Annotated in this window: 17 protein-coding genes and 1 pseudogene; 14 read left to right on the forward strand and 4 right to left on the reverse strand. The window is 69.9% G+C overall.

Annotated elements, in window-relative coordinates:
* Positions 1-38: 38 nt before the first annotated feature.
* The 4 genes and pseudogenes from Q0C41_RS03365 (at position 39) to Q0C41_RS03380 (ending at position 4,501) form a co-directional block, all read left to right on the forward strand.
* Positions 39-1,256 carry a DUF3011 domain-containing protein gene (locus Q0C41_RS03365; RefSeq protein ID WP_291981039.1) on the forward strand — a complete coding sequence of 406 codons (1,218 nt, stop codon included), beginning with the start codon at positions 39-41 and terminating at the stop codon, positions 1,254-1,256.
* A gap of 69 nt (positions 1,257-1,325) precedes the next feature.
* Positions 1,326-1,692 (forward strand): annotated as a pseudogene (locus Q0C41_RS31335) (nitroreductase family protein).
* Between the two features lie 114 nt (positions 1,693-1,806).
* Positions 1,807-3,303 carry a sulfatase-like hydrolase/transferase gene (locus Q0C41_RS03375; RefSeq protein ID WP_291981041.1) on the forward strand — a complete coding sequence of 499 codons (1,497 nt, stop codon included), beginning with the start codon at positions 1,807-1,809 and terminating at the stop codon, positions 3,301-3,303.
* 88 nt (positions 3,304-3,391) lie between these two features.
* Positions 3,392-4,501, forward strand: coding sequence for a cache domain-containing protein (locus tag Q0C41_RS03380; RefSeq protein ID WP_291981042.1), 1,110 nt, complete (start codon positions 3,392-3,394; stop codon positions 4,499-4,501).
* Between the two features lie 9 nt (positions 4,502-4,510).
* On the opposite strand, the gene Q0C41_RS03385 is transcribed toward Q0C41_RS03380, so the two are convergent.
* Positions 4,511-6,232, reverse strand: coding sequence for an ASKHA domain-containing protein (locus tag Q0C41_RS03385; RefSeq protein WP_291981043.1), 1,722 nt, complete (start codon positions 6,230-6,232; stop codon positions 4,511-4,513).
* The gene (locus Q0C41_RS03390; protein WP_291981044.1) at positions 6,229-6,975 is read right to left on the reverse strand and encodes a DUF1638 domain-containing protein; all 747 of its coding nucleotides are present in this window, start codon (positions 6,973-6,975) and stop codon (positions 6,229-6,231) included. Before Q0C41_RS03390 ends, Q0C41_RS03385 begins: the two co-directional genes overlap by 4 nt.
* Positions 6,976-7,003: 28 nt before the next feature.
* Between Q0C41_RS03390 and Q0C41_RS03395 the strand changes: the two genes are divergently transcribed.
* Together Q0C41_RS03395 and Q0C41_RS03400 are read left to right on the forward strand one after the other, a co-directional pair.
* Positions 7,004-7,648: a corrinoid protein gene (locus tag Q0C41_RS03395; protein WP_291981045.1), complete on the forward strand. Its 645-nt coding sequence runs from the start codon at positions 7,004-7,006 to the stop codon at positions 7,646-7,648.
* Positions 7,645-8,658: a uroporphyrinogen decarboxylase family protein gene (locus Q0C41_RS03400; RefSeq protein WP_291981046.1), complete on the forward strand. Its 1,014-nt coding sequence runs from the start codon at positions 7,645-7,647 to the stop codon at positions 8,656-8,658. Before Q0C41_RS03395 ends, Q0C41_RS03400 begins: the two co-directional genes overlap by 4 nt.
* Positions 8,659-8,865: 207 nt before the next feature.
* Here the strand turns inward: Q0C41_RS03400 and Q0C41_RS03405 are convergent, their stop codons facing one another.
* Complete coding sequence (locus tag Q0C41_RS03405; protein WP_291981047.1) at positions 8,866-9,147, reverse strand: hypothetical protein; 282 nt, start codon at positions 9,145-9,147, stop codon at positions 8,866-8,868.
* Positions 9,148-9,220: 73 nt separating this feature from the next.
* Positions 9,221-9,643: a hypothetical protein gene (locus tag Q0C41_RS03410; RefSeq protein ID WP_291981048.1), complete on the reverse strand. Its 423-nt coding sequence runs from the start codon at positions 9,641-9,643 to the stop codon at positions 9,221-9,223.
* A gap of 466 nt (positions 9,644-10,109) precedes the next feature.
* Here Q0C41_RS03410 and Q0C41_RS03415 point away from each other — a divergent pair, with 466 nt between their 5' ends.
* The 8 genes from Q0C41_RS03415 to Q0C41_RS03450 all read left to right on the forward strand — a co-directional run bounded on the left by Q0C41_RS03415 (position 10,110) and on the right by Q0C41_RS03450 (position 16,613).
* On the forward strand, positions 10,110-11,033 hold the full coding sequence (locus Q0C41_RS03415; protein WP_291981049.1) for a homocysteine S-methyltransferase family protein: 924 nt from the start codon (positions 10,110-10,112) through the stop codon (positions 11,031-11,033).
* Positions 11,030-12,217, forward strand: coding sequence for a uroporphyrinogen decarboxylase family protein (locus tag Q0C41_RS03420; protein ID WP_291981050.1), 1,188 nt, complete (start codon positions 11,030-11,032; stop codon positions 12,215-12,217). Before Q0C41_RS03415 ends, Q0C41_RS03420 begins: the two co-directional genes overlap by 4 nt.
* Before the next feature lie 88 nt (positions 12,218-12,305).
* On the forward strand, positions 12,306-12,578 hold the full coding sequence (locus Q0C41_RS03425; protein WP_291981051.1) for a ribbon-helix-helix protein, CopG family: 273 nt from the start codon (positions 12,306-12,308) through the stop codon (positions 12,576-12,578).
* On the forward strand, positions 12,575-12,949 hold the full coding sequence (locus Q0C41_RS03430; protein ID WP_291981052.1) for a PIN domain-containing protein: 375 nt from the start codon (positions 12,575-12,577) through the stop codon (positions 12,947-12,949). The genes Q0C41_RS03425 and Q0C41_RS03430 overlap by 4 nt, the downstream gene beginning before the upstream one ends.
* A gap of 86 nt (positions 12,950-13,035) precedes the next feature.
* A complete protein-coding gene (locus tag Q0C41_RS03435) occupies positions 13,036-14,202 on the forward strand; it encodes a VCBS repeat-containing protein (RefSeq protein WP_291981053.1) in 1,167 nt (388 codons plus the stop codon).
* A 243-nt stretch (positions 14,203-14,445) separates the two neighbouring features.
* Complete coding sequence (locus tag Q0C41_RS03440; protein WP_291981054.1) at positions 14,446-15,333, forward strand: hypothetical protein; 888 nt, start codon at positions 14,446-14,448, stop codon at positions 15,331-15,333.
* Positions 15,334-15,591: 258 nt separating this feature from the next.
* Entirely contained in the window at positions 15,592-15,750 is a 159-nt protein-coding gene (locus Q0C41_RS03445) for a hypothetical protein (protein ID WP_291981055.1), read from the forward strand.
* Entirely contained in the window at positions 15,747-16,613 is an 867-nt protein-coding gene (locus tag Q0C41_RS03450) for a hypothetical protein (protein WP_291981056.1), read from the forward strand. Before Q0C41_RS03445 ends, Q0C41_RS03450 begins: the two co-directional genes overlap by 4 nt.
* Positions 16,614-16,684: the final 71 nt, after the last annotated feature.

Raw genomic sequence — 16,684 nt, forward strand, 5'->3', positions numbered from 1 at the left:
GTGTGCAGGTGTGATGGATACAATTGGGGCCATACCCCATGCTCACGACCTGTGCCCGGCTCGTCCTGGTCGCCTGCGCCGCGCTCGCGCTGCTCGCCGGCACGTCGCTGCCCGCCCCCGCCTCCCAGCCGCAGGACGAACCCGACACCCACGCGCTGGCGCTCGAATGTCGCGGCGCGCTGTGGAAACGGGCGTTCGACGAGGCGACAGCGGCGGGTCTGAACCCCGGCGCCATCGCCGTGGAGTTCACGGCCTCGAAAGCCAGTCGACGCGACGAGGGGGCCGACGCGATCCTGACCGGCGTCGAGGACTATCGCCCGACGACCGATGTGCCGCCCTTCCCCGTCAGGTACGAATGCCGGATCGATCGCGCGACCAGCGTCGTCCGCGCGGTGACCTACGCCGCCATCGACGCCAATGGCGACGATGTGGCGCGGGCGCCCTGGGATCTCGTCAAGGACGGCCGCCTGCTGGCCGCGTGTATCGATCGGATCGAGGAGGGGCTCGAAGAGGACGTGCGCAGACGCGGGGTCAGCGCCCCGGTCGCGACCGTGGAGATCGCCCCGGCCGACGCCGAGTTCGTTCGTCGGGGCGACACCGTGGACATCCAGGGCCGGGGGCGGGCGACGTACGCCAAAGGGTTCGACTGGCAGATCCTCGTCTTCCAGTGTCGCTACGACACGAAGCGGCAGCGCGTCACGCGAGAGATCCACGGGCTGGAGACGGCGTCGCCCGCCGGGGCGCTGCCGCCCGAGCGCCAGGCCGCGGTCGAGGAGTGCCGCATGGCGATTGGCGAGCAGGTCCTGCTCGACGCGCAGTCGCGCGGCTACCGGCGCCTGGCGCGCGTCGAGATCGAACTGCCGGAACTGGCCGACGTCACGGCGCGCGGTGGCTACCTCGATGTGTCGGGGCGCGGGGAGTTCCGTCTCGATCCGAGGCACGTCCAGCCGACTCCGGTCACCTTCACCTGCGCCTTCGACCCGCGCGGCGGACGCATCGTCTCGGCCCGTTTCGAGGTCGCGCGCGGGTCGTGGACGCCGTCGGGGGAGATTGCCACCGAGCCGACCGAGTCGCTGCGCTGCGGCGGCCGTGGCCTGGCGCGCCAGGAGTGCCGCGCCAGCATCCGCGGCAATGTCCGCATCATCCGCGAGTTCGGCCGGGAGCGCTGCGAGGCCTACCGCAACTGGATGTGGAGCAACTCGCAGATCGTGGTCTGGGGCGGCTGCGCCGCAGAGTTCGAGTACGACGCCCGCTGACGCGAGTTGACGCATGACCACGCCGACCTCCGCGCCGCTGTCGACCTGGATCAGTACCCGCCCGAGCAGATGCGGCAGCGTGCTGCGGCGTTTCTCGCCGACGTGCGGCGACGACGGTCCGTGCGCCACTTCTCCGAGCGTGGCGTCGACCGCGGGGTGATCGAGGACTGTGTGCGCGCCACGGGAACCGCGCCGAGCGGCGGTCGGGATTGCGACCGGCGTGCTGATCACCGCGTTGCATCACGCAGGCCTGGCCACCCTCACGCACACCCCGAGCCCGATGGGGTTTCTCAACGATATCCTCGGCCGCCCGGCCAACGAGCGTCCCTTCCTCTTGCTGGTCGTCGGATATCCCGACGCCGATGCGCAGGTACTCTCGCCCGGTCGTCTTCTTTCCACGCGTCATGTCCGCCCCTTCCTTGCCGCCCTCAGGTGACGGCCGGCTGGGACAGCCCTACCCGACCCCAGGTGCGACGTTCCGTCCTGAATCGCCGGGAGAGACGCCAGGACGCGCGTCACCTGCCCACTCGCGTCGGGTAGACTGCGGCGCATGACCCCGCCGATGCGATGGGCCACCGGCCTGGTACTCGCGCTGACACTGACGGGACTGGGAGTGGCCGCCGTCAGCCGCCCGATGTCCTCGGCGCAGCCGGCGCGGCGCCCGAACATCCTCTTCCTGTTTGCCGACGACATGCGCGCGGACACGATTGCCGCGCACGGCAACCCCCACATCCGCACGCCCACGCTCGACGACCTGGCGAAGCGCGGTGTCAGCTTCCGCAACGCCTACGTCTTCGGCGGCGACAGCGGCGCGGTGTGCGTGGCCAGCCGCGCCATGCTGATGAGCGGCCGCACGCTGTTCCACGTCGACACGTCGACGCTGGCCAACGCCCCGCTGCTGCCGGAGGTGCTCGGAGCGCAGGGATACGTGACGTTCGGGACCGGCAAGTGGCACAACGGCGAGGCGTCGTGGCTGCGTGCCTTCCAGCGCGGACGCACGATCATGTTCGGCGGCATGTCGGACCACACGAAGGTGCCCGTGAAGGACCTCGGCCCCGATGGCACGCTGACGCCGCGCCGCATCGAGACGACGTTCTCGAGCGAGCTGTTCGCGAACTCGGCCATCGACTTCCTGAAGGCGCACACGGGGGCGGCCCCCTTCTTCGCCTATGTCGCCTTCACCGCGCCGCACGACCCGCGGCAGCCGCCGCCCGAGTTCCGGCAGGCCTACTACGACCGGCTGCCGCCGCTGCCGCCCAACTTCCTGCCGCAGTTGCCGTTCGACAACGGCGCGATGAAGGGCGGGCGCGACGAGAACCTGGGCGCCTGGCCGCGCACCGAGGCGATGGTGCGGGATCAGATCGCCGAGTACTACGGCATGGTCACCCACATGGACGGCCAGATCCGGCGTGTGCTCGATACCCTCGCGGCGTCTGGCCATGCGAAGGACACCATCGTCGTCTTCGCGGCCGACAACGGGCTGGCCATCGGCAGCCACGGCCTGCTCGGCAAGCAGAGCGTCTTCGAGCACAGCACGCACGTGCCGCTGATCATCGCCGGCCCCGGCGTGCCAGCGGGGCGCGCCACGCACGCCTTCTCGTACCTGCACGACCTGTTTCCGACCCTTGCCGATCTCGCCGGCGTGCCGGCGCCCGCTGGGCTCGATGGCACGTCGCTGCGACCGGTGCTGGAGGGCCGCGCCGACCGCACGCGCGACTCGCTGTTCACCGTCTACATGAAGACGCAGCGGGCGGTGCGCGACGACCGATGGAAACTGATCGCCTACCCCTCCCTCGGCCACCTGCAGCTGTTCGACCTGCGCGCGGACCCGCACGAGATCACCAATCTCTTGGAGCGGCCGGAGCACGCCGGCGAGGTGGCGCGCCTGCAGACGCTGATGCGGACGTGGCAGTCGCGGCTCGGCGACACCGTGCCCGTTCCGACCACGAATCGACAGCCGCCGCCGATCGACCTGACCGGCATGCCCCGCGAGACCGACCAGTGGCAGCCCGCCTGGATCGTGAAGAAGTACTTCGGCCGGCAATGATGGTCCTTGACACCTGAGCCAGACGGACGCATGGTGGGGACTGACATTTGCAGATGCGGCCTGGCCGCACCGGAAAGGGGGTCGTCCCATGCGTACCCATTTTCCCCGGATCAACTCGACCGTCTTGTCGGTCTTCCTGCTCGTCAGCCTGCCGGCTCTGGCCGCTGGCGTGCTGTTGGTCCTCCTCATCGCCCAAGGTACGCTCCGGGATAGCTTCGGATCGCACCTCGCCAACGTCGCGGAGCAGACCGCGGCCGGCCTCGATGCCTACGTCTATCGCAAGGTGCTCGACGTGTCGATGCTCGGGCGCACACGCGACATCCGCGAGGCCGTGCAGGCGGCCCCGGCGGCTGACGCGGCCCGGCTCGCCACCAACAGTGCCTCGCGCTATCTCGCCGATCTGGTGGCACACGACCAGGTCTATCGCGAGGTCATCGTCACCAACCGGAGCGGACAACTCGTGGCGGCCTCGCGCGCCTCGGCGTCGCGCGATGCGTCGGGCGAGGACTGGTGGAAGGCGACCGTCGACGACGGGGTCGTCGGGCGTGTGTTCGTGACGCAGCTGCGCTGGGACGCCACCGAGGGCGTCTCGGTGATGCAGGTGTCGGCGCCCGTGACCGACACGGCCAGCAACCAGTTGGTGGGCGTGGTGCGCGTCGTGTTCGACGCGCGCGAACTCCTCGCGCCGGTGGCCGGCTTGCAGCTCGGCGATACGGGCATGGCGACGCTGGTGCGCGAGAACGGATCGGTGGTGTTCAGCCGCGCCTCGAACGACCCCGCGGCGAAGTTCTTCGCCGCGCAGGAGCTCGCCGACGGGTTGACCAGGCTGTCAGCGATCGGCGGGGTGCGGGAGGACGGGATGCACTTCAGCGCCGTCGGTGCCGGCGGCGCTCCGTACGTGGTGGGCGTCGCGCGGAGCCAGTTGAGTCGGAGCTTCCCCAACCTGGCGTGGCTCGTCGCGGTCTCGCAGGCAGAGTCCGAGTTGATCGGGCCCGTCCGGTCCCTTGGCTGGCACCTCCTGCTCGTGTTCCTCGTCACGGTGCTGCTGGTGCTCGCGCTGGCGCTGTACTTCTCGATGCGCCTGCACGCCCCGCCACTCGACGCCGAGATGGCCCTCGTGGAGCATCGGCCGGTGTCACGCATGCCCGACACCGGAGACGACGACGACGACATGCCGGCTACGCGACCCGTGCGGTAGCCGCGCCCGTCAAGGCGCCACCAGCTCGTCGATGTAGATCGACTCGAAGTCGGGTTCGAGGTTGAGTTCGACGATCTCGATACGCGTGGCCAGGCGGCGCAGTTCGTCGAGAAAGCTGCTGTCGAGCAGCGACGCGTAGGCGCCTGCGAGCGACGAGTTGCCGACCAGCGCGATCTGGTCGACCTCGAAGCCCGGAAGCAGCCCGCAGCCGATCAGGCTGTCGGGGTGCATGTGGAACCCGAACCCGCCCGCGACCAGGACCGCGACATCGCCTGCCGACAGACCGGCCTTGCGGAGGAGGCAGGTGATGCCGGCGGCGATGGCGGCCTTGGCCTGCAGGATCGTCGCCACGTCGGCCTCGCTCACGAAGAGCGGACGCCGCCCTGCCCCCTCTGCGACCAGGATGACGCGTCCGTGGAACGGATCGCGCCAGGTATCGTGGCGACCGGGATCGACAAGGATGCGCCCCGTCGGGCTCAGCACACCGGCCCGGCGCCCGCGTGCCACGAAGTCGAGGTACGCCGTGCCGCACAGGCCGAGCGGCCTGCCGTGGCCAATGACTTCGGTGCGCATGCGCCGCGGGTCCTCGTCGAACCACAGGTGCGACACGGCGCCATCGCCGGCGCGCACGCCGCACACGAGTCCCGCGCCCTCGAACGCGGGACCCGCCGCCGTCGAGCAGCCCCACAGACGGCCCTCGTGCTGGAGAACGATCTCGCCGTTAGTCCCGAGATCCAGAAGCAGGCATGGCGCCTGGCGATAGGCCACGCCCGTGGTCAGCGTGCCGGCCACCACGTCTGCGCCGACGTAGGCCGCAGCCCCGGGCAACAGGTGCAGGGGCAGGTCGGCGCGCAGGGCGCCGACCATTGACGGCAGGCTGACCGCGGACAGTCCGATGTCGGAGGCCGACAGGCGACGGTACTCGAGAAACGCCGCGTCGAAGGGCGCCACGCCGATCGGGCCGGGGTCGACCCCGGCCAGCAGGTGCAGCATGGTGGTATTGCCTGCCACCGCGATCGCTGCCAGGTGCCCGGCCCCCTGCCCGGCCGACGCGAGTGCCTCGGCAAGCAGTGGCGCCAGGGTCTCCTCGACGAGGAGGCGCTGCAGGTGGCCAACGTGCTCCGCGCCGGTCATGCAGAGATTGATGCGGGTGAGGACGTTGTCACCGAGTCGCGCCTGGGCGTTGAGGGCCGAGGCCTGGCCGAGCACCTCGCCCGTCTCGATGTTCGCGATCACGACGGCGACGGTCGTGGTCCCGACGTCGATGGCCGCGCCAAGCGCCGGCACGGCGACGAGGGCGTCACGGGTCCAGTCCTCGCCCCGGTAGCTCCAGGCGCAATCGGCCGCGGTGCGCTGCCACACCGGCTGGCTCGCCCAGGGCACGTCGAGTCGAAACGACGTCACGACCTGCGGCGCGTGCGTCAGCAGCGACCTTGCGGGGATCTCGATCGTGACGTCGGTGCCGGCCACGAGCCGGTGCAGACAGCCCTGCAGCAGGTGTCGCGTCGCGTCGGCCCAATCCTGCAGGGGTCCAGCATCGCTCGACAGATGGCCGGCAATCAACGCGACGTCGCAGCCCTGGCACAACCCGCGTTCGCCGCAGCGCGTGTTGAGTGGCACGCCGGCGCGGCGGAGCACGTCGGCGACCGTGCGTCCGGCGGCATCAGGCGCGAGCCGGAACGTCTGCTCTCCCGCGTGCGTGCGCACGCGCAACACCATGTCACCCGTCATGGCGTGCGCGTCGCCTCAGGTGTCTCGGCTTCGACGATGCGCGCATCGTCGGTCATGCGGGCCACCTGGCCGGGCTCGAGCACGAGGAACCGTTCCGCATCCCACGGCCCGGTGACAAGGGCGCGCAGCAAATCGGGGCTCCCCTTCTGCTGGTCGAAGTGCCAGCCGAGCCAGTTGGCGCAGCGGCAGCTGTACGCGACGTCTCCGTCCGTAGCCGTGAGGCCCAGATCGACCCACGTCGCCCGATCGTAGGTGTGGAACCAGTGCTGCTCGGTCTCCATCAGGTACTGCGCGTTGTCGTCGCCGAACCGCGCGCGATAGTCGGCCAGGAGCCGTGCGTGGCGTTCAGGGCCCGGCGGCAGATGATGGCGGTTCCAGCCGGGTGAGTACCAGTAGGTGCCCGGATGCTCCGAGACGTACTGCGCGTAGCGTTGCTTCGATCCCAGCAGCAGCGTGATGCAGTCGTGGGCGCGGGGCATCACGAGCCGGCAGCGTGACGTCCGGAGCCCCTCGGTGCCGCGGCTGCACAGGCCGTAGCCGAGCACGATCACGTCGGCCGGCGTGTTGGCCTCGACCCTGTCGATGGCTGCCTGCACCTCGACGCGCAGGCGTGGTGGATCGTCATGCAGCCCCTGGGGAAGGTGTTCGAGGTGCACCACCTGTGGCGCGTCGTGCGCAAGATGCGCGATCTCGTCCTCGAGGACGCGGCAGAGCACGACGGCAACCCGGACAATCGGATCCATGGCAACGCTCGGGGTCTAGAATCCTCCCATGATCGATCTTGCGCAACTTGGTGCGGCCGTCGAACGAGGCGACCGCGACTCCGCCCGGTCGCTGACCCAGGCGGCCATCGACGCCGGGCAGGCGCCGCAAGAGATCCTCGACGCCATGGTGGGCGCCATGGGTGTGGTCGGCAGGCGGTTCCAGGCGCACGAGGTCTTCGTGCCGGAGATGCTGATCGCGGCGCGCGCGATGAAGGAATCGATTGCGCTGCTCGAGCCGCTGCTGGTGCAGGCCGGCATCCGGCCCGTCGCCAGGGCGATCATCGGCACCGTCGAGGGAGACCTGCACGACATCGGCAAGAACCTCGTCGCCATGATGTGGCGCAGCGCGAACATCGAGGTGATCGACCTCGGGGCCAACGTCTCGCCACAGAGGTTCCTCGATGCCGCGCGACAGCACGAGCCCCACCTGGTCGGCCTGTCGGCGCTGCTCACGACCACCATGCCGGCGATTCGCCGCACCGTCGAGACACTGCGGCAGGCCGGGGTCGCGGCCCCGAGGATCGTCATCGGAGGCGCGCCCGTCACGCTGCAGTACGCCCGGGAGATCGGCGCGGACGGCTATGCGCCCGACGCGGCGAGCGCCGTCGACCTCGCCCGCCAGTTGCTGGGGCTGCAGGGTTCGCCGTCATGAACGGTCGCGAGCGGGTCCTGGCGCTGCTCGATGGTCAGCCGATCGACCACCTCCCGCTGATGCCGATCACGATGATGTTCGCGGCCGACACGGCGGGTGTTCCGTACGGTCGTTATGCGCTCGATCACCGGGTGCTGGCCGACGCCCAGTGCCGCACGGCGGCGCAGTACGACTTCGACTACGTCTCGTGCATCTCCGACCCGGCGCGAGAGGCGGCCGACTGCGGCGCGAAGGTCGTGTGGTTCGATGACCAGCCGCCCGCGCTGGACGAAGTGGACGCGCTGCTCGCCGACAAGAGCCGGCTGCGCCGGCTCGCGCGGCCGGACCCGCAGGCCGGCGGACGCATGACCGATCGCGTGCAAGCGGCGGCGCTCCTGCGTGAGCGCGCGGGCGCAGAACGTCTGGTCGAGGGATGGATCGAGGGGCCGTGCGCGCAGGGCGCGGACCTGCGCGGCATCAACACCCTGATGCTCGACTTCTACGACGACCCCGGGTTCGTGCACGAGCTGTTCGCGTGGGTCATCGACATGGAACTGCGCTTTGCCCGTGCGCAGATCGAGGCGGGTGCGGACCTGATCGGCATCGGGGATGCCGCCGCGTCGCTGGTGGGCCCGCACCTGTACGACGCGTTCGTCCTGCCGTATGAGAAGCGACTGGTCGATGGCGTGCACGAGATGGGCGCGCGTGTCCGCCTGCACATCTGCGGCAACACGCGGCCGCTGCTGACGTCCATGGGCACGCTGGGCGCCGACATCGTCGATCTCGACTACCCCGCGCCGCTGGACGAGGCGCGGCAGGCGATGGGACCGCGCCAGGTGCTGCTCGGCAACATCGACCCTGTGCGTGTGCTGCGCGACGGCACGCCCGAGTCGGTCACCGCCGCGATCGCCGCGTGTCATGCTGCGGCGGGCGACCGCTACATCGTGGGCGCCGGGTGCGAGGTGCCGCGAGGCACGCCGCCGGAGAACGTGCAGGCGCTCACCAGGTACGCACAGTCGACCCGCTTCTGAACGGCGGAGCCAACGCCCTCACATGGCGGCGCCTTGCGCGTGATGTCGGCTTCGGCCCGTTCGGCACAGCAGCCACGGGGCCAAGGCGCGCACCACAGTTGCGCGAACAGGCCCGCCTCACCGTGCGGGAGGGATTCGACGACACTCCGTCATCGGGGGTATGGAGTCACCGTCAGACCCTGCCCCGTCCTCCCCCCCTTGGCACGGCTACGGCGTGAACTCGACCAACATTCGCATCGTCTCGACCTTCAGACCGTCCTCTCGCATCGCGTTCTGGCCCTCGTCGGACTGAAGCAGTTCGTGAAACTTCGCCATGTCGGGAATGTCCGCCATCACGCCGGTCACATCCGGGTTCTCGGGGTCGATGAAGGTACGGCATGTGATTCCCAGCTTGCCGAACATCTCGTGTCGGCTTCCTGAGCCCTTCTTCCAGGCGCTGGCCCAGACCGCGCCGTCCTCGACTTCGTGAAAGATGATCGCCGTTGGCATCGTGACTTCCTCCCGTTGCGTGAGTGGTGGTTGGCTTCCCGCAAGCAGACACGTGGCGACATGATGGCACGACCTACCCATCCGCGGCCGACACGCGGAGCCGACCCTTGAGACGTGTGGCGTCGTTCTGAGTGAACTGGACATCGACGCTCTTCGAGCCGTTGGTCGTACTCACCATTTCAGTGTTCGACATGGCGGCGCCCGGGGGACACAGGAAATGGAGATCAATCTCCTGCTGTGCGTCGATCTTGACGGCGACGAACGCCGCCTTCTCCCTTTTGCACCACTGCTGCCGGGCGGCAGCGCGATTTTCGCTGCTCAGCCAGGCCTTGAGCGGCGGCTCCTTTGCGGTCAGCACAATCCAGGTGGACCGATCGGCACCTTCGCCTTCGATGTAGGCGTGGGCGTACCGCGGCGCGAAGTCGATTCTTGTCTCGTTCGAACCCGGCTGCGCCGGCGCGACGATGATGCTTCCGCGGCCACTCGCTGAATTCAATCGTGCCGTAAATCGGCACGGCCTCAGCGGGCATTCCCAGGGAAAGAATCGAGGCCACGAGAATAGTGCCCTTCACGCCAAGCTCTCTGACGATCCATTTGCGCTTCGACGCACGATTGGAGAAGCGCAAGCGGTCGTCTCGACGAGAAACAGTTGTGGATCGTTTCTTCTTTTGCACGAACCGGACCGCTTCTGAGAAGCGGATGAAGGCGACGATCCTGGAGCGTTCAGAGAAGACGCCCATTTTCTGCCTCAGACAAGTCAGCCGTTGGGAGACCTAGATACTCGCGCACAGCGACCTGGAGGATGGTCGGCACGCCCTCGGCGTTCAGGCGCGCCATGACGTCGCGGGCGAGGCGATCCGCCCGTGCCTGCTGTCCAACCTGGCCGATAATGACGGCGTGAGCACGTGCACGCGCTCACGCCGTACGCCCGCTCCGCTCGCGGGTGAACCAAGGAGCCTCCTGTGTCTCCGCTCTCGCAGCCGCTCATCACCCTGCTCTCCTCGTTGACGGCGAGGTCGGAGACCGCGCCCTGCCTGCGCGCGGCGGGCGTCGTGATCACCGACGGCGCGTGGGGCACCCAGCTGCAGGCGCGTGGCCTGCCACCGGGCACGTGCCCCGACACGTGGAACCTGTCGCATCCCGATCTCGTGGAGCAGGTGCCGCGCGCGTACGTCGAGGCCGGGAGCCGCATCGTCCTGACCAACACGTTCCGGGCCAACCGCCTGGCACTCGCCGACCATGGCGTGACCGACTCCGTGGAGGCGATCAACCGCGCGGGCGTCGAGATCTCCAGGCGGGCTACTGGCGGTCGCGCGCTGGTGTTCGCATCGATCGGGCCGAGCGGTCGTCTGCTACTCGCCGGAACGGTAACCGAGGAGGAGCTCATGACGGCGTTCGACGAGCAGGCGCGGGCCCTGGCAGCAGCAGGCGCCGACGCGCTGGTGGTCGAGACCATGGCCGACCTCGACGAGGCCCGCATCGCGGTGGTCGCCGCGAAGGCGACGGGCCTGCCGGTGGTGGCCTGCATGGTGTTCGACTCGGGCGCCGACCAGGACCGCACGATGATGGGCACCACGCCCGAGGACGCCGCTCGTGCGCTCGAGGCGGCCGGCGCCGACGTGATTGGCGCCAACTGCGGCCAGGGCATCGAGGGCTACGTGGGCATCTGTCGTCGCTTGGTCAACGCCACCGATCGCCCCGTCTGGATCAAGGCCAACGCGGGCGTGCCGACCCTGGTGGACGGCGAAGCGGTCTACGCCACATCGCCAGCGCAGTTCGCGTCGGCGTCACGGGCAGTGGTGGACGCGGGCGCGCGCTTCATCGGGGGCTGCTGCGGGACGACCCCGGAGTTCATCCGCGCGCTCGCCCGGGAGATTGGATCGTGACCTCGCGCGAACGGATTCTGTGCGCGTTGCGCCACGGGCAGCCCGACCGACTGCCCATCGACCTCGGGGGCACCCGACAGTCGGGCATCGCGGCGTCGGCGTACCACGCGCTCAAGGAGAGGCTCGGCATCGACACGCGCACGCGGGTCTTCGACCTGTTCCAGATGCTGGCCGAGGTCGAGCAGTCCGTGCAGGCGCGCGTCGGCGCTGATGTCGCGGGGCTCTACCGGCCGGATGTGGCGTTCGGCATCCGCAACGAACGCTGGAAAGCGTGGCGGATGTTCGACGGCACGGACGTGGACGTGCCAGGAGATTTCGAGCCGGTGGTCGAGGCCGACGGCAGCCTCGCGATCCTGCGCGGCGGCGAGCCCATCGCGAGGATGCCGAGGGACGGGTTCTACTTCGATCGCCTCGAGACGTATCCGGGCGCCGCGCACGTCGATCTCGCGTCGTACGAGGCACCCCTGCTCGCCTCCGACCACCTGGCGTCGTACGAGGCGCAGTCGCGGGCCCTGTTCGAGAACACCGACCTGGCCATCGTGGCGCCGCTCGGGCCGCCGTACGAGCTGTTCTATGGACTGGGCACCGGCGACTTCGAGGCGTGGATGATCACGCTCGCGACCGAGCCCGACTACGTGCACGCGCTCTACGAGACGCTGACCGATGCCTGGCTGATCAACCTGCAGCGCTTCGTCGACGCGACAGGCGACCGCGTGCAGGTGCTGCAGATCTGCGACGACCTCGGCACGCAGGAGTCGCTGTTCCTGTCGGTGCGCATGTTCCGCGAGCTGATGATGCCTCACTACCAGCGCGGCATCGAGTGGATCCACCGCAACACCGCCATGAAGGTGATGCTGCACACCGACGGCGCGATCCTTCCGATGATCCCCACGCTCATCGAGATGGGCGTGGACATCCTCAACCCCGTGCAGACCAGCGCCGCGGACATGGATCCGGTGGTGCTGAAGGCGCAGTTCGGCCACCAGCTGGTCTTCTGGGGCGGCTCGCTCGACTGCCAGAAGACCCTGCCGTACGGCACGCCCGAGGACGTGGCCGCGGACGTGCGTCGCCACGTGGAGGTGTTCGCTCCCGGTGGCGGTTACGTCTTCGCGCCGGTGCACAACATCCAGGCGGGTGTGCCGCCTGAAAACATCGAGGCCATGTTCGCCGCGGCTCGCGACTGAGCGGTCGCCTCGCGCCATCAGGCGGCCATGCGGTGCCGCCCACATCGGTGCGACATGGTTATGGTATTATTGCAACGTTATGGTACGCGTGACGTATTCACTGGACGAGGCGACGGTGGCGCGCATCCGGCAGACCGCCGCGCGCCTCGGCAAGGCTCAAAGCCACGTCGTGCGCGAGGCGGTCGCGGAGTACGCGGAGCGCGCAGGCCGACTCAGCGACCGGGAACGCCTGCATGCGCTGGGAGTCCTCGAGCGTCTGCGCGTGGCGAAAGCCACCCGCCCGGCCAGTGAGGTGGACCAGGAAATCGAGTCCGTCCGATCCGCGCGCCGCGCCGGCGGGCGCCGTCATGGCGCCGCATGATCGTCCACGTCGACACCTCGGCGCTCGTGGATGCACTGACCGGGCCGCGGCGGTCGCTCGACGCGCTCGTCGATCTGACCCGGGACGGCCACCGGCTGATGCTCTCGACGATCGTCCTGTACGAGTGGCTTCGCGGCCCTCGCACACGCGTCGAACTGGCTGCGCAGGAGGAGCTGTTTCCAGGCGAGGCCGCCGTGACCTTCGGTGTCGCTGAAGCCACGGTGGCCTCGCGCTTGTACAAGAAGGTGCCGCGGGCACGCGGGCGCGAGATCGCCATCGCCGTGGCCGCCTGCGCCCTCGTCGCCGATGCGGCGATCTGGACGCTCAATCCCGCGGACTTTCGCGACATCCCCGACCTGCGCCTCGTGTGACGCCAGTGCGAGCGCGACGCGCGGCACGGACGTGCTGGCCAGCCTTCGGGTCTCCGCTGTACCGTCGCACCACCACGCCCACTCCAATGCCCACCAACCGGATTGCGACCCTGCTCGCCTTCACCGCGGCCCTCGCCCTCACCGTGATGGCGACGGCCCAGCCCGCGGCGCCTCGCTTCACCGCGCACACCATCGCGACCAGCCTGTCGGCGGGCTATCAGGTCCTCGTGGCCGACCTCAACCGCGACTCGAAGCCGGACGTCATCGTCGTCGACAGCGACAGCGATCGGCTCCTCTGGTATGAGAACCCGAGCTGGACGCCGCATGTGCTGGTGGCCGGCATCCGGGATGCGATCAACGTGGCGGCCTTCGATGTGGACCGCGATGGCATCCCCGAGATTGCGCTCGCACACGGGTTTGCGATGGAGTACGCGCAGAGTCCCGGCATCGTCTCGATCCTGACGCACGCCGGCGATCCCCGCGCGCCGTGGTCGGCTCGAGAGATCGACCGCCTGCCGACGTCGCACCGCCTGCGGTTCGCGGACATCGACGGGACCGGAAACACGGTGCTGGTGAACGCGCCACTCATCGGCCCTGGCGCAACCGCGCCCGAGTACCGGGGCCGTGTGCCGCTCGTGCTGTACCGCCCCGGCGCGTGGACGCGCGAGGTGATCGACGACGACGAGCAGGGCGTCGTGCACGGCATCCTGGCGGCCGCCTGGAACGGCGACGGCAGGGAGTCGATCCTGACGGCGGGCTTCCTTGGCATCCACGCGCGACGATTCGAGAACGCCCGATGGACGCGCACGACAATCGCCGACGGCGATCCGGGCCCATGGCCGAAGAGCGGCGCGAGCGAAGTCGTCGTGGGTCGTGTTGGCGACGAGGACGTGATCGGCACGATCGAGCCGTGGCACGGCAGCAAGGCGGTGGTCTATCGGCGGCGTGATGGCGCCTGGACGCGAACGGTCGTGGACGAGTCGATCACGGACGGCCACACGATGGTCACGGGCGACTTCGACGGCGACGGTCGGGACGAGATGCTCGTCGGCGAGCGGAAGGGGAAGCGCAGCGTCTACCTGTATCGCCTGACGAGCGGCCGCGACGGCCAGTGGACGCGACAGGTCCTCGACGAGGGCGGCATGGGCGCCGCGGGGTGCGCCGTCGCCGACCTCAATGGCGACGCGCGCCTCGACGTGGTCTGCGTCGGCACGGCCACGGCAAACGTGAAGTGGTACGAGAACCGGCGCTAGGGTCACCGTGGCGTGACGTGCGGGCGTACGGTCTCGACGACGACGCGCGTCGAGGTCCTCGGTTGGGCTGGGCGGCCGCCGACGGGTGGCGCTCCTGCACCTCCCCCGCCACCCGACACATGTGTCGGGCTCACTGCGGCATCGGCATGCGGCTGTTCGAGTTCCATCACCGCTTCGAGGGCATTGGCATGGCGCGAAGTCGGACGGGAGGGTCATCGCGCGGCCGGTGCTACCGTCAGCGGCATGGAGATCAGGGGGCGCGCAGCGCGTCGGCGAGGCCTTGCGGTGCTGGCGCTGCTCACGGGCGCGACGGCCTTCGTCGCGTTCGCCGCGAGGATGTGGGCGCCTCGGACCAGCGCCGGGCCGTGCGTGATCGCGGGTGGGCCGACCTCGCTGCCCGATGTGCCGGAGACGAGCGGGCTCGCCATCGGGCGCCGGCAGCCGGTGCTGTGGACGCACAACGACTCGGGCCACGAGACGGACCTGTTCGCGATCGACGACACCGGGCGGCAGGTGGGCCGTGTGCGCGTGCCCGTGGCGACGCGTGACTGGGAAGACGTCTCGGCCGGGCCGTGTCCCGCGGGTGACTGCCTCTACGTGGCCGACATCGGCGACAACGGCCAGGGCCGTCCACAAGTGTTCCTGCACCGCCTGCCCGAACCCGCGCCCGGGAGCAGCACCGCGGACGCGCCCGAGACGTTCACGCTCACCTATCCGGACGGCCCCCACAACGCCGAGGGCCTCTTCGTTCTCGGCGACGAGGCGTTCGTCGTCACGAAGGACCGCACAGGCACCGTCTACCGGACCGGCCCGCTGCCGGCCGGCGGCGGCGCGGTCACGGTGCGCCGCCTCGGCGACCTCGGGCTCGAACGTGTCACCGACGCGGAGGCCTCCACCGACGGACGCACCGTGGTGGCGCGTACGGCGCGGGTCGCGTCCCTCCACCGTGCGAGCGACATCCTCGCCGGCCAGATGCGGCCCTCCCTGACCATCCCGCTCGATGACGTCCGCGAGTCCCAGGGCGAGGGCGTCGCCATGCGCGGCGACACCCTCTACCTCTCGAGCGAGGCCGGGCCTTTCGGTGGCGGGGGCAGCCTGCTGCGCTTGCGCTGCCGTCTCCCGTCGCCGTGACGTGCGGCGTGCGCGGCACGCCGGTATGGAAGAGCGATGCATCCAACCTGGCGCGATGCTCGGCGGCGCGGATCAGGCGCCCGGCGTGATGGCGGCCACCCGCGCAGACCCGCCTTCCTTCTGCAGGCCCCTGACGCCGTCCGCGTTGTACTTGACCTTCACCAGGTACTTGCTCATCGTCTCTCCTCGAGTGGGATCGCCGGCCCGTGCAGCGACGGGGCCTCATGGTGCGGGAACAGCCGAGTATGGGCTTGCCCGATGGCAGCGCCACGTGTGAACGCCTTCATGCTCTTCGCTGGCGACGCGACCACGGGCGCGATGCGGGCACATGTCAGCGTGCCGAAGGCGATGCGGGACTGGGAGGATGCATGCGCGGGGCGCGGCCCGGCCGACGACGGCCTGTATCTCGCGGGTTGACCGCGCCCCTGCTGCTCGGGGCCGTACCCGCACTCGTCGCGGGCCTGTTCGTCCTTTCGATCTCCGATGTGGGTCGAGGGACGTGGCTGGTCCAGGGCGCCTCCATCGTGATGGCGCTGGCGCTCGCCACGGGCGGCGGTGTGCTCGCGCGCCGCCCCTCGCGCCGCGGCGTGTTGGTGGCGGCCGGTGCCACGCTGCTGCTGTGCGCGCTGCCACTGCTCGGCTCGGCGCAGAGTCCAGAGCGCTGGGTCGTCGTCGGGCCCGTCTCGCTGTATGTCGCGCCGGTGTGCCTCCCGGCGCTGCTGTCGCTGGTGGCGTGGCGCATGCGCCGCGACGCGCGGTTGCACACCGGTGCTGCGGCGGCCCTCTGGGCGGTGGCGTTGGTACTCGCGGCCCAGCCGGACCTGTCGCAGGTGCTCGCGCTCTCGGCGGGCGCGCTGGTGATCCTCGCGCTCGACGTCACGCCGTGGTGGCGCCGTGTGGCGACGATGGTCCCGTTCGTCGTCGCGGTGGTCCTGGCACATGCCCAGGGCGATCCGTTGCAGCCCGTCGGCCACGTCGAACTGGTGGTCGCGGTCGCGTGGCAGCACTCGATGCTGGCCGGCGTGTGCGTCCTGCTGGCCACGCTGGTGTTCGTCGGCACGCTGACGTGGCGACTGGGCCGGCTGGACCCCGCGCAGGGGGCCGTGGCGGCGTACTACGCGGTGCTGTTCGCGTGCGCGATGGCCGGCCTGACGCCGGCGCCGCTCGTCGGGTACGGCGCGGGCCCGTGGTTGGGGTTCGGGCTGTGGCTCGGCACCATCGCGGCCGTGGCGCAGGACGTCGCGGCCTCTGTCGATCGCGGGCGGCGTGTTTCGTCATGAAGGTGTCCCCCGGGTGGGCCCGCTCGCCGAGCGCACCCGTGACCGTGCACCTCGACCGCAAGAGGAAGACT

Source organism: Luteitalea sp. (assembly GCF_022842525.1).
GTDB lineage: Bacteria > Acidobacteriota > Vicinamibacteria > Vicinamibacterales > Vicinamibacteraceae > Luteitalea.

Bases quoted from the DNA above. Each gene is read 5' to 3' on its own strand.
- Q0C41_RS03385 (WP_291981043.1), bottom strand. From the start codon at position 6,232: ATGACGGGTGACATGGTGTTGCGCGTGCGCACGCACGCGGGAGAGCAG.
- Q0C41_RS03375 (WP_291981041.1), top strand. From the start codon at position 1,807: ATGACCCCGCCGATGCGATGGGCCACCGGCCTGGTACTCGCGCTGACA.
- Q0C41_RS03395 (WP_291981045.1), top strand. From the start codon at position 7,004: ATGATCGATCTTGCGCAACTTGGTGCGGCCGTCGAACGAGGCGACCGC.
- Q0C41_RS03435 (WP_291981053.1), top strand. From the start codon at position 13,036: ATGCCCACCAACCGGATTGCGACCCTGCTCGCCTTCACCGCGGCCCTC.
- Q0C41_RS03380 (WP_291981042.1), top strand. From the start codon at position 3,392: ATGCGTACCCATTTTCCCCGGATCAACTCGACCGTCTTGTCGGTCTTC.
- Q0C41_RS03445 (WP_291981055.1), top strand. From the start codon at position 15,592: ATGGCAGCGCCACGTGTGAACGCCTTCATGCTCTTCGCTGGCGACGCG.
- Q0C41_RS03430 (WP_291981052.1), top strand. From the start codon at position 12,575: ATGATCGTCCACGTCGACACCTCGGCGCTCGTGGATGCACTGACCGGG.
- Q0C41_RS03440 (WP_291981054.1), top strand. From the start codon at position 14,446: ATGGAGATCAGGGGGCGCGCAGCGCGTCGGCGAGGCCTTGCGGTGCTG.
- Q0C41_RS03405 (WP_291981047.1), bottom strand. From the start codon at position 9,147: ATGCCAACGGCGATCATCTTTCACGAAGTCGAGGACGGCGCGGTCTGG.
- Q0C41_RS03390 (WP_291981044.1), bottom strand. From the start codon at position 6,975: ATGGATCCGATTGTCCGGGTTGCCGTCGTGCTCTGCCGCGTCCTCGAG.
- Q0C41_RS03365 (WP_291981039.1), top strand. From the start codon at position 39: ATGCTCACGACCTGTGCCCGGCTCGTCCTGGTCGCCTGCGCCGCGCTC.
- Q0C41_RS03400 (WP_291981046.1), top strand. From the start codon at position 7,645: ATGAACGGTCGCGAGCGGGTCCTGGCGCTGCTCGATGGTCAGCCGATC.